Annotated in this window: 15 protein-coding genes; 14 read left to right on the plus strand and 1 reads right to left on the minus strand. The window is 59.2% G+C overall.

What is annotated here, in order from left to right:
• Positions 1-205: 205 nt before the first annotated feature.
• The 8 genes from fliL (at position 206) to flhB (ending at position 5,612) form a co-directional block, all read left to right on the plus strand.
• Positions 206-706 carry a flagellar basal body-associated protein FliL gene (fliL, locus tag HNQ83_RS27350; RefSeq protein WP_175391970.1) on the plus strand — a complete coding sequence of 167 codons (501 nt, stop codon included), beginning with the start codon at positions 206-208 and terminating at the stop codon, positions 704-706.
• A gap of 9 nt (positions 707-715) precedes the next feature.
• The gene (fliM, locus tag HNQ83_RS27355) at positions 716-1,684 is read left to right on the plus strand and encodes a flagellar motor switch protein FliM (protein ID WP_175391971.1); all 969 of its coding nucleotides are present in this window, start codon (positions 716-718) and stop codon (positions 1,682-1,684) included.
• 66 nt (positions 1,685-1,750) lie between these two features.
• Complete coding sequence (gene fliN, locus HNQ83_RS27360) at positions 1,751-2,209, plus strand: flagellar motor switch protein FliN (protein WP_175391972.1); 459 nt, start codon at positions 1,751-1,753, stop codon at positions 2,207-2,209.
• Complete coding sequence (fliO, locus tag HNQ83_RS27365; RefSeq protein WP_175391973.1) at positions 2,210-2,659, plus strand: flagellar biosynthetic protein FliO; 450 nt, start codon at positions 2,210-2,212, stop codon at positions 2,657-2,659.
• On the plus strand, positions 2,659-3,417 hold the full coding sequence (gene fliP / locus HNQ83_RS27370; RefSeq protein ID WP_096509572.1) for a flagellar type III secretion system pore protein FliP: 759 nt from the start codon (positions 2,659-2,661) through the stop codon (positions 3,415-3,417). The genes fliO and fliP overlap by 1 nt, the downstream gene beginning before the upstream one ends.
• Positions 3,414-3,683 (plus strand): flagellar biosynthesis protein FliQ, encoded by a 270-nt coding sequence (fliQ, locus tag HNQ83_RS27375; RefSeq protein WP_110964383.1) that lies wholly within the window; start codon positions 3,414-3,416, stop codon positions 3,681-3,683. The genes fliP and fliQ overlap by 4 nt, the downstream gene beginning before the upstream one ends.
• A gap of 3 nt (positions 3,684-3,686) precedes the next feature.
• On the plus strand, positions 3,687-4,472 hold the full coding sequence (fliR, locus tag HNQ83_RS27380; RefSeq protein WP_175391974.1) for a flagellar biosynthetic protein FliR: 786 nt from the start codon (positions 3,687-3,689) through the stop codon (positions 4,470-4,472).
• A 3-nt stretch (positions 4,473-4,475) separates the two neighbouring features.
• The gene (gene flhB, locus HNQ83_RS27385) at positions 4,476-5,612 is read left to right on the plus strand and encodes a flagellar biosynthesis protein FlhB (RefSeq protein WP_175391975.1); all 1,137 of its coding nucleotides are present in this window, start codon (positions 4,476-4,478) and stop codon (positions 5,610-5,612) included.
• 72 nt (positions 5,613-5,684) lie between these two features.
• On the opposite strand, the gene HNQ83_RS27390 is transcribed toward flhB, so the two are convergent.
• A complete protein-coding gene (locus tag HNQ83_RS27390; protein WP_175391976.1) occupies positions 5,685-6,665 on the minus strand; it encodes an RHS repeat-associated core domain-containing protein in 981 nt (326 codons plus the stop codon).
• Between the two features lie 563 nt (positions 6,666-7,228).
• Here HNQ83_RS27390 and flhA point away from each other — a divergent pair.
• From flhA to HNQ83_RS27420, 6 genes are all read left to right on the plus strand, one after another.
• The gene (gene flhA, locus HNQ83_RS27395) at positions 7,229-9,319 is read left to right on the plus strand and encodes a flagellar biosynthesis protein FlhA (protein WP_178132119.1); all 2,091 of its coding nucleotides are present in this window, start codon (positions 7,229-7,231) and stop codon (positions 9,317-9,319) included.
• 11 nt (positions 9,320-9,330) lie between these two features.
• The gene (gene flhF / locus HNQ83_RS27400; protein ID WP_175391978.1) at positions 9,331-10,656 is read left to right on the plus strand and encodes a flagellar biosynthesis protein FlhF; all 1,326 of its coding nucleotides are present in this window, start codon (positions 9,331-9,333) and stop codon (positions 10,654-10,656) included.
• Between the two features lie 116 nt (positions 10,657-10,772).
• A complete protein-coding gene (fleN, locus tag HNQ83_RS27405) occupies positions 10,773-11,603 on the plus strand; it encodes a flagellar synthesis regulator FleN (protein ID WP_008001746.1) in 831 nt (276 codons plus the stop codon).
• Positions 11,600-12,340, plus strand: a complete 741-nt coding sequence (gene fliA / locus HNQ83_RS27410) for an RNA polymerase sigma factor FliA (RefSeq protein ID WP_007894214.1) — start codon at positions 11,600-11,602, stop codon at positions 12,338-12,340. The genes fleN and fliA overlap by 4 nt, the downstream gene beginning before the upstream one ends.
• A gap of 166 nt (positions 12,341-12,506) precedes the next feature.
• On the plus strand, positions 12,507-12,878 hold the full coding sequence (locus tag HNQ83_RS27415; protein WP_003183998.1) for a chemotaxis response regulator CheY: 372 nt from the start codon (positions 12,507-12,509) through the stop codon (positions 12,876-12,878).
• Positions 12,879-12,899: 21 nt separating this feature from the next.
• Complete coding sequence (locus tag HNQ83_RS27420) at positions 12,900-13,688, plus strand: protein phosphatase CheZ (protein ID WP_175391979.1); 789 nt, start codon at positions 12,900-12,902, stop codon at positions 13,686-13,688.
• The last annotated feature ends 35 nt before the right edge of the window (positions 13,689-13,723 follow it).

Genomic DNA, 13,723 nt, shown 5'->3' on the forward strand with positions numbered 1-13,723 from the left:
GAGCCTGCTCGCGTAGGCGTCAGTTCAGTCACGATTTCAGTGACTGACAGAACGCTTTCGCGAGCAGGCTCGCTCCCACAGTGGTCTTGCGGTGGTCTTCGAATCGCTGCCGAGCCACCCATCCCCCTCCCGACACTTCTGGCATAACACTTGCTCTTGCCTATCCGTGCGACTGTGAAAACCCGAATAGTGACGGATTATTGGCATGGCGAAGAGCGACGCAGCAGTAAAAGACCCCGCGACCAAAGGCAAACTCAAACTGATTATCGTGATCGTGCTGGCCTTGCTGCTGGCGATCGGTTTGTCCGTGGGGGCGACCTGGTACTTCATGCACAGCGCCCAGAGCAAGCCTGTCGCCGCGGCTGAAGTCGCCCCGGTGGGCAAGCAGCCAGCGGTCTTCGAATCGATGGCGCCGGCATTTGTCGCCAACTACAACCAGAACGGCCGTCAGCGCTACATGCAGGTGAGCATCACCATGCTCGCGCGCAACCAGGGCGATCTGGATGCGCTCAAGGTCCACATGCCGGTGATCCGCAATAACCTGGTCATGCTGTTTTCCGGACAGGACTTCGCCACGCTCGCATCGCCGGTCGGCCAGGAAATGTTGCGTCAGAAAGCCACGGCCAGCGTCCAGGAAGTCGCGCAGAAAGAACTCGGCAAAGTGGTTGTCGAGCAGCTGCTTTTCACTAATTTCGTACTGCAGTAGGAACACGACATGGCCGTGCAGGACCTCCTGTCCCAGGACGAGATCGACGCGCTGTTGCATGGCGTGGACGATGGCCTGGTACAGACCGATAACGTTGCCGAACCCGGCAGCGTCAAAAGCTACGACCTGACCAGCCAGGATCGCATCGTCCGCGGACGCATGCCGACCCTGGAAATGATCAACGAGCGTTTCGCCCGCTACACGCGCATCAGCATGTTCAACATGCTGCGTCGCTCGGCGGACGTGGCGGTCGGCGGTGTGCAGGTGATGAAGTTCGGCGAATACGTGCACTCGCTGTACGTGCCGACCAGTCTCAACCTGGTCAAGATCAAGCCGCTGCGCGGCACCGCGCTGTTCATTCTCGACGCCAAACTGGTGTTCAAGCTGGTGGACAACTTCTTTGGCGGCGATGGCCGTCACGCGAAGATCGAAGGGCGTGAATTCACCCCGACCGAATTGCGTGTGGTGCGCATGGTGCTGGAGCAGGCCTTCATCGACTTGAAGGAAGCCTGGCAGGCGATCATGGAAGTGAACTTCGAGTACATCAACTCGGAAGTGAACCCGGCCATGGCCAACATCGTCGGTCCGAGCGAAGCCATTGTGGTGTCGACCTTCCACATCGAACTCGATGGCGGTGGCGGCGACCTGCACGTGACCATGCCGTATTCGATGATCGAACCGGTGCGCGAAATGCTCGACGCCGGCTTCCAGTCGGACCTCGACGACCAGGACGAGCGCTGGGTCAACGCCTTGCGCCAGGACGTGCTGGATGTCGACGTGCCGATCGGCGCCACGGTCGCCCGTCGCCAGTTGAAACTGCGCGACATCCTGCACATGCAGCCGGGGGACATTATCCCGGTGGAAATGCCGGAAGACATGATCATGCGCGCCAACGGCGTGCCGGCCTTCAAGGTCAAGATGGGTTCGCACAAAGGCAACCTCGCGTTGCAGGTGATCGAACCGATTGAGCGCCGCTGACCGGCGCTCCAACCCTATTTGAAATGACTGCTTCTGATCGAGCAGTTGCTCGCCGAGGACAAATTGATGGCTGACGATATGAATAACCAGGACGACCAGGCGCTGGCTGATGAGTGGGCTGCGGCCCTGGAAGAATCCGGCGATGGCGGACAGGCGGACATTGATGCGCTGCTGGCCGCCGACGCGGGCGTGTCGAACTCCAATCGCCTGCCGATGGAAGAGTTCGGCAGTCTGCCGAGAAACAACGACCCGGTCAGCCTGGAAGGGCCGAACCTGGATGTGATCCTCGATATCCCGGTGTCGATTTCCATGGAAGTGGGCAGCACCGACATCAACATCCGCAACTTGCTGCAGCTCAATCAGGGCTCGGTGATCGAGCTCGATCGCCTGGCCGGTGAGCCGTTGGACGTGCTGGTCAACGGCACGCTCATCGCCCATGGCGAAGTGGTGGTGGTCAACGAGAAGTTCGGCATCCGCCTGACCGACGTGATCAGCCCAAGCGAACGCATCAAGAAGCTGCGCTGAGTGAAAAAGCTTCTTTGGGGCCTGTTGGCGCTGCCGTTCAGTGTGCTGGCGGCCGAGCCTGCTGCGACCGCCGCTACTGCCGCTGCCGCACCCGTTGCCAGCAGTGGAGTGGCCGGGCAATTGACCCAGCTTGTGCTGGGTTTGCTGCTAGTGCTGGGGTTGATCTTCTTCCTCGCCTGGCTGTTGCGCCGGGTGCAGCAGGCCGGTCCCGCCGGCAAGGGGCAGGTGATCGAACTGATCGGTTCCCGCGCCCTCGGCCCACGCGACCGCCTGATGCTGGTGCAGGTCGGCAACGAGCAGATCCTGCTCGGTCTAAGTCCTGGCACCATCACCGCGCTGCACGTGCTCAAAGAGCCGGTTGAAGTACCGACCACCGCCGAGAAAGCGACTCCGGAGTTTGCCCAGCATCTGTTGAAGATACTGGGCAAGGATCAGAAGGATAAGAAGTAATGGGTGCGTTACGCATCGTCTTGACGCTGGCCCTGTTGCTGGCCGCGCCGCTGGCGTTCGCCGCCGATCCGTTGTCGATCCCGGCGATCACCCTGGGCACCAACGCACAGGGCGCCCAGGAATATTCGGTCAGCCTGCAAATCCTGCTGATCATGACCGCGCTGAGTTTCATCCCGGCGTTCGTCATGCTGATGACCAGTTTCACCCGGATCATCATCGTCTTCTCGATCCTGCGCCAGGCCCTGGGCCTGCAGCAGACGCCATCGAACCAGATTCTCACGGGCATGGCGCTGTTCCTGACCCTGTTCATCATGGCGCCGGTGTTCGACCGGGTGAACCAGGACGCCTTGCAGCCGTACCTGGCGGAAAAGATGACCGCGCAGGACGCGGTGGCCAAGGCCCAGGTGCCGATCAAGGACTTCATGCTCGCCCAGACCCGCACCAGTGATCTGGAGCTGTTCATGCGCCTGTCCAAGCGCACCGACATTGCCTCGCCGGATCAGGCGCCGCTGACTATCCTGGTGCCTGCTTTCGTGACATCCGAGCTTAAAACCGCGTTCCAGATCGGTTTCATGATCTTCATTCCGTTCCTGATCATCGACCTGGTCGTGGCCAGCGTGCTGATGGCCATGGGTATGATGATGTTGTCGCCGTTGATCATTTCCCTGCCGTTCAAAATCATGCTGTTCGTGCTGGTCGATGGCTGGGCGCTTATTATCGGCACTCTGGCCAGCAGTTTCGGCGGTGTATCGCCATGACCCCTGAAGTAGCCGTCGACATTTTCCGCGAAGCCCTGTGGCTGACGACCCTGATGGTCGCGGTGCTGGTGATTCCCAGTCTGCTGGTCGGCCTGATCGTGGCGATGTTCCAGGCGGCCACCCAGATCAACGAACAGACCCTGAGCTTTCTGCCGCGCCTGCTGGTGATGCTGGTGACGCTGATCGTGGCCGGCCCGTGGCTGGTGCAGACGTTCATGGAGTACATCCTGCAGCTGTACCACAGCATTCCGCAGGTCATTGGCTAAGCCATGTCGTCGTTGCTCCAGCTGACGGATACCCAGATCAGCACATGGGTGGCAACCTTCATGTTGCCGCTGTTTCGCATCGGCGCCTTGCTGATGGTCATGCCCGTGTTCGGTACCTCGCTGGTGCCCAAGCGCATTCGTCTTTACTTCGCCCTGGCGATCACCGTCGTTCTCGCACCCAACCTGCCGCCCATGCCTCCGGTCAATGCCCTGGACCTTAGCGGGTGGATGCTGATTGGCGAACAGATCCTGGTCGGCGCGGTCCTGGGTTTCTCCCTGCAGCTGTTCTTCCAGGCGTTCGTGGTGGCGGGGCAGATCATTGCTATTCAGATGGGCATGGGCTTCGCCTCGATGGTCGACCCCACCAACGGCGTATCGGTGGCGGTGATCGGCCAGTTCTTCACCATGCTGGTGACGTTGATGTTCCTGGCGATGAACGGTCATCTGGTGGTGTTCGAAGTGCTCACCGAAAGCTTCACCACGTTGCCGGTGGGCAACGCCTTGATGGTCAATCATTTCTGGGAGCTGGCCGGCAAGCTTGGCTGGGTGCTCGGCGCTGCGCTGATGCTGGTGCTGCCGGCAATCACGGCGCTGTTGGTGGTCAACATCGCGTTCGGCGTGATGACCCGGGCGGCGCCGCAACTGAACATTTTCTCCATCGGCTTCCCGCTGACCCTGGTGCTCGGACTGTTCATCGTCTGGGTCGGGTTGGCGGACATTCTCAATCAGTATCAACCGCTGGCCTCCGAGGCCTTGCAGTTTTTACGCGAACTGGCAAAGGCGCGCTGAGTCATGTCCGAGAGTGATAACGAAGACAAAACAGAAGACCCCACGGAGAAAAAGAAAAAGGACGCCCGTGAGAAGGGTGAGATTGCCCGTTCCAAGGAACTCAACACCCTCGCAATCATGCTCGCCGGTGCCGGGGCGCTGCTGATCTTCGGGGGCGCGCTGGCCCAGGACCTGATGGAGCTGATGCGCCTGAATTTTTCCCTGTCGCGGGAAGTGGTGCTCGACCAGCGTTCGATGGGCACCTACCTGCTGCACTCGGGGCAGATTGCTTTGCTGGCGATCCAGCCGGTGATGATCACCTTGCTGCTGGCTGCGCTGATTGGCCCGATCTCCCTCGGTGGCTGGTTGTTCTCCGCCGGCACCATGGCCCCGAAATTCAGCCGCATGAACCCCGGTGCAGGCCTCAAGCGCATGTTCTCGACCAAGGCCGTGGCCGAGCTGCTCAAGGCCCTGGCCAAGTTTTTCATCGTCCTGTTCGTGGCCCTGGTGGTGTTGGCGGGAGACATCGACGACCTGCTGCGCATCGCCCACGAACCTCTGGACCGGGCGATTACCCACAGCCTGCAAGTGGTCGGCTGGAGTACCCTGTGGATGGCCTGCGGCTTGATCATCATCGCCGCCGTGGACGTACCGATTCAGCTTTGGGAAAGCATCAAGAAACTGAAAATGACCAAGCAGGAAATCAAAGACGAGCACAAGGACCAGGAAGGGCGGCCAGAGGTCAAGCAACGGATTCGCCAGTTGCAGCGCGAAATGTCCCAGCGGCGGATGATGGCGGCGATCCCCGAAGCTGACGTGGTCATCACCAACCCGACCCACTACGCCGTGGCGCTCAAATACGACCCGGACAAGAGCGGCGCGCCGATGCTGATCGCAAAGGGCAGTGATTTCCTTGCGTTGAAGATTCGTGAAATTGCGGCGGCCAACGAGATCCTGTTGCTGGAATCGCCGGCGCTGGCGCGGTCGATTTACTACTCCACAGAGCTGGAGCAGGAGATTCCGGGTGGGTTGTATCTCGCCGTTGCTCAAGTGCTGGCGTATGTCTACCAGATTCGCCAGTACAAGGCGGGCAAGGGCAAACGGCCGGATCCGCTGAAGGATGATTTGCCGATTCCGCCGGATTTGCGGCGCGATTCCTAGATTTGTGGGTACCTTTGCAGGTGTTTTCTGTCGATATTTGGTTGCTGGAAGCGTCTAATAAATCTCGGTTTACTAGTTTCTTTCTCTGATTCTAGAAAGGATGGTCCTTATTTCTTCATCCGGTCGTGATTTTAACTTAAATTCATTTGCCAGCTCGTAGCGAGTTTGAGCTGTTTCCATTAGGCCGATATTAGCTTCGGGGGTCGTACTAAGTTTTCCGGTGTTGGCTAGTTTTTCGAGGGTGCGAGATTGCATAGTGTGAGGTTTGAACTTTATAGCATTCGCTTTATTTAAAATTCCTGTTCGTTGGATTATTTGCTGTTTGATTATGTTAGGAGCTTCCAGTAACCGGGTGATTGAAGGATTCCGAGCAATAACGTCGACGGATTTTTCTTGTAGTGATGGAAACTGTGTCGGTTTCCATTGGCTTGTCAGTTTGCCGGAGTTTCTGAGTTTAGTGCGGGTTGCGTATTTTGCCCTACTTTTCCAGGCCAAGATTCTGCTCATTATGGAGGCAGAGAAATGCCCTGTTTGATCGCTTCGATTGATCGGGTCTCCCAAGCAATAAGTATATGAATTCAATCCTCCCTCTTTAAATGGGCTCAAACTATCCGGGCTGGAGAACTGCATCAGCGCCTGATTAAAAACCCGATAACCATTGCCAAGCAAATAATTTCCGGTTACCGGATCCGGTCGTTCGCCGTTGAATCCGAGCAAGTTGAGTAATGCATTCAAATACGGGTGGAAGCCATACGGTGAGTAACTGACACGCTGTGGTGGATGGTTTTTGTTGACTGTCTGCAGTACCGAGCGCTGTTGATCCGTGCCCAGAAGCGAGGTTGCGTATACACCGTTTTCAATCTGCTGTTGCGCCAGCAACTGGTCGCCATGCTGGACAATGGAGTAGCGCGTCGCGCCTTGTATCTCAGTGGTCAACCGGCTTTTGCAGTAGAAGCACTGATGCTCTGGCCTGTTCGGCAGTGTATTGGCGATCAGTCGGTCCAGGGCGTCATAGCGATATTGGCAGAGTAGGGTTCCGCGTGGCGGTTGCATGAGCGAATGCTCCGAACGTTCGACGTGCTGGCGTTCAGCATCGGCGATATTGCATGAGATGGCTACTAACAGAACTGATAGGTTCGGTTGCTCCGCAACCCCTTGAATCACCAAGTACCTGTGGCGAGGGAGCTTGCTCCCGTCCGGCTGCGCAGCAGTCGTTATTCGGTAGGTGCGGTTTGTCTGAATGGCCGCGGTCACGGGTTTTGGGGGCGCTGTGCGGCCCAACGGGAGCAAGGTCCCTCGCCACACAGGGATTTGCTTGGACTACTGAATAGGCAGTTCCGGCCTCTTCGCGAGCAGGCTCGCTCCCACAGTGAATTTGTGTGGAATCAAGGATTCGCGGTTAGCCTCGATCCTTGTGGGAGCGAGCCTGCTCGCGAAGAGGCCCGTCCAAGCAACGCCAAACCTCTTGCAATCCCTTCTATTTCAACCCTCCACAAAAGTTGGAAAGCTTCTTGCAGTAACCCCCGTGCGCCCGTTTCAGGCGTCAAAAGTTTGCTTTAAAGGCACGGGGATTACCGGTGGATCGCTCTCAGTTACTCAACAGTACACGCACGCACATGGCAGACCTCAGTCGAGGCAATCTGGGTGTGCCGCTGTTGCTGCTGGTCATGTTGGCGATGATGATGTTGCCGGTCCCGCCGTTCCTGTTGGACGTGTTTTTCACCTTCAACATCGCCCTGTCGATCGTCGTGCTGCTGGTCTGCGTCTACGCCTTGCGGCCGCTGGATTTCGCGGTGTTCCCGACCATCCTGCTGGTGGCGACGCTGCTGCGGCTGGCGCTGAACGTGGCCTCGACCCGGGTGGTCATGCTCCACGGCCAGGACGGTCACGCCGCCGCCGGTAAGGTGATCCAGGCCTTCGGCGAGGTGGTGATCGGCGGCAACTACGTGGTCGGTATCGTGGTGTTCGCGATCCTGATGATCATCAACTTCGTCGTGGTGACCAAGGGCGCCGGGCGGATTTCCGAGGTGAGCGCGCGGTTTACCCTCGACGCGATGCCCGGCAAACAAATGGCCATCGACGCCGACCTCAACGCCGGTCTGATCGATCAGGCCCAGGCCAAGGCCCGCCGTTCCGAAGTCGCCCAGGAAGCCGAGTTCTACGGTTCCATGGACGGTGCCAGTAAATTTGTGCGCGGTGACGCCATCGCCGGCCTGCTGATTCTGTTCATTAACCTGATCGGCGGCATGGCGGTCGGTATCTTCCAGCACAACATGACCTTCGCCGATGCCGGCAAGGTGTACGCGCTGTTGACCATTGGTGACGGTTTGGTGGCGCAATTGCCATCACTGCTGTTGTCCACCGCCGCGGCGATCATGGTGACCCGTGCGTCCGGTTCGGAAGACATGGGCAAGCAGATCAATCGCCAGATGTTCGCCTCGCCCAAGGCGCTGGCGGTGGCCGCCGGTTTGATGGCAGTGATGGGCCTGGTGCCCGGCATGCCGCACGTGTCCTTCCTGAGCATGGCGGCCCTGGCGGCCGGTGGTGCGTATCTGTTCTGGCGCAAGCAGAACATGGTCAAGGTCCAGGCGCTGCAAGAGGTCAAGCGTCAACAGGAATTGCTGCCGTCGCCGGCCCGCGCCCAGGAAACCAAGGAACTGGGCTGGGATGACGTGACCCCGATCGACATGATCGGCCTGGAAGTGGGCTACCGCCTGATTCCGCTGGTGGACCGCAACCAGGGCGGTCAACTGCTGGCGCGGATCAAGGGCGTGCGCAAGAAGCTGTCCCAGGACCTGGGCTTCCTGATGCCGACCGTACACATCCGCGACAACCTCGACCTGGCGCCGAGTGCCTATCGCCTGACCCTTATGGGTGTGATCCTGGCCGAAGCGGAGATTTACCCGGACCGCGAACTGGCGATCAACCCCGGCCAGGTCTACGGCACGCTTAACGGCATTACCGCCAAAGATCCGGCTTTCGGGCTGGAGGCGGTGTGGATCGAAATCAGCCAGCGTGCCCAGGCGCAATCGCTCGGCTACACCGTGGTCGATGCCAGTACCGTGGTTGCGACCCACTTGAACCAGATTCTGTACAAACACTCCAGTGAGCTGATCGGCCACGAGGAAGTGCAGCAACTCATGCAACTGCTGGCGAAAAACTCGCCGAAACTGGCCGAGGAGTTGGTGCCGGGCGTGCTGTCGCTGTCGCAATTGCTCAAGGTTCTGCAGGCACTGCTGGCCGAGCAGGTACCGGTGCGCGACATTCGCAGCATCGCCGAAGCCATCGCGAACAATGCTTCCAAGAGTCAAGATACCGCCGCATTGGTGGCCGCGGTGCGCGTCGGCGTATCCCGCGCAATCGTCCAAAGCATTGTAGGGACTGACTCGGAGCTGCCAGTTATCACGCTGGAGCCAAGGTTGGAACAAATATTGCTCAATAGTCTGCAGAAGGCAGGACAAGGCTCGGAAGAGGGTGTTCTGTTGGAGCCAAGCATGGCCGAGAAGCTGCAACGTTCGTTGATCGATGCGGCGCAGCGTCAGGAGATGCAAGGTCAACCGGTGATTCTGCTGGTGGCCGGTCCGGTTCGCGCGATGCTCTCGCGGTTTGGCCGACTGGCAGTACCGGGTTTGCACGTGTTGGCTTACCAGGAAATCCCTGACAACAAGCAAGTGACCATCGTTGCGACAGTAGGGCCCAACGGCTGAGGTAGTGGGTTATGCAAGTTAAGCGTTTTTTCGCCGCCGATATGCGTCAGGCCATGAAACTGGTTCGTGATGAGCTGGGCGCCGATGCCGCCATCATTGGCAACCGCCGGATCGCTGGCGGTGTCGAGCTGACGGCTGCCCTGGATTACAAGTTGTCGGCGCTGGCGCCGCGCGTTCCGAACATGGAACTCGAAGACGAACTGCGCAAGACGCAGTCGCGGATCGTCACCGCCCAGGCCGAATTGAGCCTGCGCAGCGAGGGCGAGAGCGACAATGCCACCAATCGCCAGTTGTTCGCCGGCCTGCCGCTGACCGCTGCCGAGCCATTGATCGAGCCGACCTACACCGAGCCTCGTCGCCCTGCGCCGGCACCTGCCGCTGCACCGGCGGTCGACCAGCGTGTGTTCGACTCGATGCGTTTCGAACTCAACGGCCTGCGCGAATTGCTGGAAGTGCAGCTAGGCTCCCTGGCCTGGAATCAGCTGCAAGGCAGCCGTCCAGACCAGGCCAATCTCTGGCGTCGCCTGCAACGTATCGGCCTGTCCGGCCCGTTGTCGCGGGACTTGCTGGCGATGATTACCGATATCGAAGAACCCCGTCAGGCCTGGCGCATGTTGCTGGCGCACCTGGCGCGGATGATCGCCACACCGGAAGTCGAACCGCTGGAAGAGGGCGGTGTGATTGCCATGGTCGGCCCTGCCGGCATGGGCAAGACCACCACCCTGGCCAAGCTGGCAGCCCGCTACGTGCTCAAGTACGGCGCGCAAAACATCGCGCTGGTGAGCATGGACAGCTACCGTATTGGTGCCCAGGAGCAACTCAAGACCCTCGGTCGGATTCTCAACGTGTCGGTGACCCACGTCGATCCGGGGCAATCGCTGGTGCAGGCGCTGGATCCACTGCTGCGCAAGCGCGTCGTGCTGATCGATACCGCCGGCCTGCAGGCCAGCGATCCGGCGCTGCGCATGCAGCTTGAGAGCCTGGCTGGGCGTGGCATCAAGTCAAAAAATTACCTGGTCCTGGCAACCACCAGCCAGAAACAGGTTCTAACCGCCGCTTATCACAGTTACAAGCGTTGCGGCCTCGCTGGCTGCATCCTGACTAAACTGGATGAGACGGCAAGCCTGGGCGAGGTGTTGAGCCTGGCCATCAGCCATGAGTTGCCGGTGGCGTACCTGACCGACGGCCCGCGGATTCCGGATGATTTGCATCTGCCGCGTCGCCATCAACTGGTCAGCCGCGCCGTCAGCGTGCAAATGCAGGAAGAGCCCAGCGAAGAAGCCATGGCTGACATGTTCGCTGACATCTACCACAGCCCGACCAAGCAGGTTGGCTGAGGTGAAAATGAATAGTTTTTGTACCTACATCGATGGTCTGCCATGCATTGTTCCGGTTGTGAACGCGCAGCCAGTAATGTGGCCTCCGTCTATGCAAGACAAGGTAATGAAATAACATGGGCAGCATGCATCCCGTACAGGTGATCGCGGTGACCGGCGGCAAAGGTGGCGTCGGGAAAACTAACGTGTCAGTGAACTTGTCCCTGGCCTTGGCTGAGCTTGGCCGGCGCGTCATGTTGCTGGACGCCGACCTGGGGCTGGCGAACGTCGACGTTTTGCTGGGCCTGACACCCAAACGTACCCTGGCCGACGTGATCGAAGGCCGCTGCGAGCTGCGCGACGTCCTGTTGCAGGGGCCTGGCGGCATCCGCATCGTTCCGGCCGCGTCCGGCACCCAGAGCATGGTTCATCTGAGCCCGGCGCAACATGCCGGCCTGATCCAGGCATTCAGTGACATCGGCGACAACCTCGACGTACTGGTGATCGACACCGCTGCGGGTATTGGTGACTCGGTAGTCAGTTTCGTGCGCGCGGCGCAGGAAGTGTTGCTGGTGGTCTGCGATGAGCCGACCTCGATCACTGACGCCTACGCGTTGATCAAACTGCTTAACCGCGATTACGGCATGAATCGTTTCCGCGTCCTGGCCAACATGGCGCAGAGCCCGCAGGAAGGTCGCAACCTGTTCGCCAAGCTGACCAAGGTCACTGACCGCTTCCTTGACGTCGCCCTGCAATACGTTGGTGCCGTGCCGTACGACGAAAGCGTGCGCAAGGCCGTGCAGAAGCAGCGTGCCGTCTACGAGGCCTTCCCCCGTTCCAAGTGCTCGCTGGCGTTCAAGGCGATCGCACAGAAGGTCGATACCTGGCCGCTGCCCGCCAACCCGCGCGGGCACCTGGAGTTTTTCGTCGAGCGCCTTGTGCAACAAACGGCAGGACCCGTGCTATGACAGCCAGCGGTTACAACCTCTACAAGAAGTCGGCGCGTGACGCGCAGTACGAGCTGATCGAGCGTTACGCGCCACTGGTCAAACGCATTGCCTATCACCTGCTGGCGCGTTTGCCGGCCAGTGTCCAGGTCGAAGACCTGATCCAGGCCGGGATGATTGGCCTGCTGGAAGTGTCGACCAAATACGACGCCAGCAAGGGCGCGAGTTTCGAGACGTATGCCGGCATCCGCATCCGCGGCGCCATGCTCGATGAAGTACGCAAGGGGGACTGGGCGCCACGTTCGGTCCACCGCAATACCCGAATGGTCAGCGACGCCATTCGCTCGATTGAAGCTAAAACCGGCCGTGACGCTAAAGATCACGAAGTTGCGGCCGAACTCCAATTGAGTCTCGACGATTACTACGGGATTTTGAACGACACCCTGGGCAGCCGGTTATTCAGTTTCGACGATCTGTTGCAGGACGGCGAACACGAAGGGCTGCACGAGGATGGCGCCAGTGCTCATCTCGAACCGTCACGCGATCTGGAGGATGAACGCTTCCAGGCGGCGCTGGCGGACGCGATTGCCAATTTGCCGGAGCGCGAGCGACTGGTGTTGGCGCTGTACTACGACGAAGAGTTGAATCTCAAGGAAATCGGTGAGGTCCTGGGGGTCAGCGAATCTCGGGTCAGCCAGTTACACAGCCAGTGCGCGGCCCGTTTGCGGGGGCGTTTGGGAGAGTGGCGAGCGCGCTGAAGGCAGTGTGGGGGCACTGCGACGTGGCTGGTGGGGTGATGAACCGCGCCGGTCTCGATCCGCTGTACTCCAGACAGTCATCGAGTGCTTTGCCAGATTGATTGAAATGGCGCGTCCAGGTGCTGGGCGCGTTTTAGTCTGCTTGGAGGTCGAATTGGACAAGAACATGAAAATCCTCATCGTTGATGACTTCTCAACGATGCGGCGGATCATAAAAAACCTGTTGCGTGACCTTGGGTTCACCAACACGGTCGAGGCTGACGATGGCACTACCGCCATTCCGGTCCTCAACAGCGGGAGCATCGACTTTCTGGTGACGGACTGGAACATGCCTGGCATGACCGGTATCGATCTGCTGCGCCACGTGCGTGCCGATGAAAAGCTCAAGCACCTGCCGGTGTTGATGGTGACCGCTGAAGCCAAGCGCGAGCAGATCATCGAAGCCGCCCAGGCCGGTGTAAACGGTTATGTGGTCAAACCCTTCACGGCCCAGGCGTTGAAAGAAAAAATCGAAAAGATTTTTGAACGCATCGGTTGATGAATTCGCCACGGGGGAGCTATGGGCAATAACGAACACTCACTGGGCGATTTTGAATCAACCCTGAAAAAACACGCCGTCGAACTGGTCGCGAGCCTTGAAAAAGGCAGGTTTGGCGATGCTGTGCAATTGATCCATGAGCTCAATCAGACCCGTGACCGCGGCCTGTATCAGGAAGTGGGCAAGCTCACTCGCGAGCTGCATAGCGCGATCGTCAATTTCCAGATTGACCCGCACATGCCACAAGCCGAAGAAGTGTCACAGATCACCGATGCCACCGAGCGTCTGGGGTATGTTGTCAAACTGACCGAGGCCGCCGCCAACCGCACGATGGACCTGGTGGAAAACGCCACGCCGCTGGTCAACCGCCTGAGCGATGAAGCCCAGGCCTTGAGCACGGACTGGGGACGGTTCATGCGTCGCGAAGTCGGGGCTGAAGAGTTCCGCGAGCTGGCCCGGCGAGTCGACGGTTTCCTGGCACGCAGCAGCGAGGACGGCCGCACGGTGTCGGGCAACCTCAACGACATCCTGCTGGCCCAGGATTACCAGGACCTCACCGGTCAGGTGATCAAGCGCGTGACCCAACTGGTCACCGAAGTTGAAAGCAACCTGCTCAAGCTCGTACTCATGGCCAGTCAGGTGGACCGCTTCGCGGGCATCGAACATGACCGTGAAGCGATGCTTGCCGAAAAAGATCCACAAAAACATCTCTCTCAGGGTGAAGGTCCGCAGATTCATGCCGATAAAAGAGAAGACGTTGTGTCCGGTCAGGACGATGTGGACGATTTGTTATCCAGCCTGGGTTTTTAGGGTTTGGAATTTTAGGTTTTTTGGGTTTTAGACCT

It is taken from the genome of Pseudomonas sp. C2B4 (assembly GCF_013359695.1).
Taxonomy (GTDB): Bacteria; Pseudomonadota; Gammaproteobacteria; order Pseudomonadales; family Pseudomonadaceae; genus Aquipseudomonas.

Bases quoted from the DNA above. Each gene is read 5' to 3' on its own strand.
- fliL (WP_175391970.1), top strand. From the start codon at position 206: ATGGCGAAGAGCGACGCAGCAGTAAAAGACCCCGCGACCAAAGGCAAA.
- fliM (WP_175391971.1), top strand. From the start codon at position 716: ATGGCCGTGCAGGACCTCCTGTCCCAGGACGAGATCGACGCGCTGTTG.
- fliN (WP_175391972.1), top strand. From the start codon at position 1,751: ATGGCTGACGATATGAATAACCAGGACGACCAGGCGCTGGCTGATGAG.
- fliP (WP_096509572.1), top strand. From the start codon at position 2,659: ATGGGTGCGTTACGCATCGTCTTGACGCTGGCCCTGTTGCTGGCCGCG.
- fliQ (WP_110964383.1), top strand. From the start codon at position 3,414: ATGACCCCTGAAGTAGCCGTCGACATTTTCCGCGAAGCCCTGTGGCTG.
- fliR (WP_175391974.1), top strand. From the start codon at position 3,687: ATGTCGTCGTTGCTCCAGCTGACGGATACCCAGATCAGCACATGGGTG.
- flhB (WP_175391975.1), top strand. From the start codon at position 4,476: ATGTCCGAGAGTGATAACGAAGACAAAACAGAAGACCCCACGGAGAAA.
- HNQ83_RS27390 (WP_175391976.1), bottom strand. From the start codon at position 6,665: ATGCAACCGCCACGCGGAACCCTACTCTGCCAATATCGCTATGACGCC.
- flhA (WP_178132119.1), top strand. From the start codon at position 7,229: ATGGCAGACCTCAGTCGAGGCAATCTGGGTGTGCCGCTGTTGCTGCTG.
- flhF (WP_175391978.1), top strand. From the start codon at position 9,331: ATGCAAGTTAAGCGTTTTTTCGCCGCCGATATGCGTCAGGCCATGAAA.
- fleN (WP_008001746.1), top strand. From the start codon at position 10,773: ATGGGCAGCATGCATCCCGTACAGGTGATCGCGGTGACCGGCGGCAAA.
- fliA (WP_007894214.1), top strand. From the start codon at position 11,600: ATGACAGCCAGCGGTTACAACCTCTACAAGAAGTCGGCGCGTGACGCG.
- HNQ83_RS27415 (WP_003183998.1), top strand. From the start codon at position 12,507: ATGAAAATCCTCATCGTTGATGACTTCTCAACGATGCGGCGGATCATA.
- HNQ83_RS27420 (WP_175391979.1), top strand. From the start codon at position 12,900: ATGGGCAATAACGAACACTCACTGGGCGATTTTGAATCAACCCTGAAA.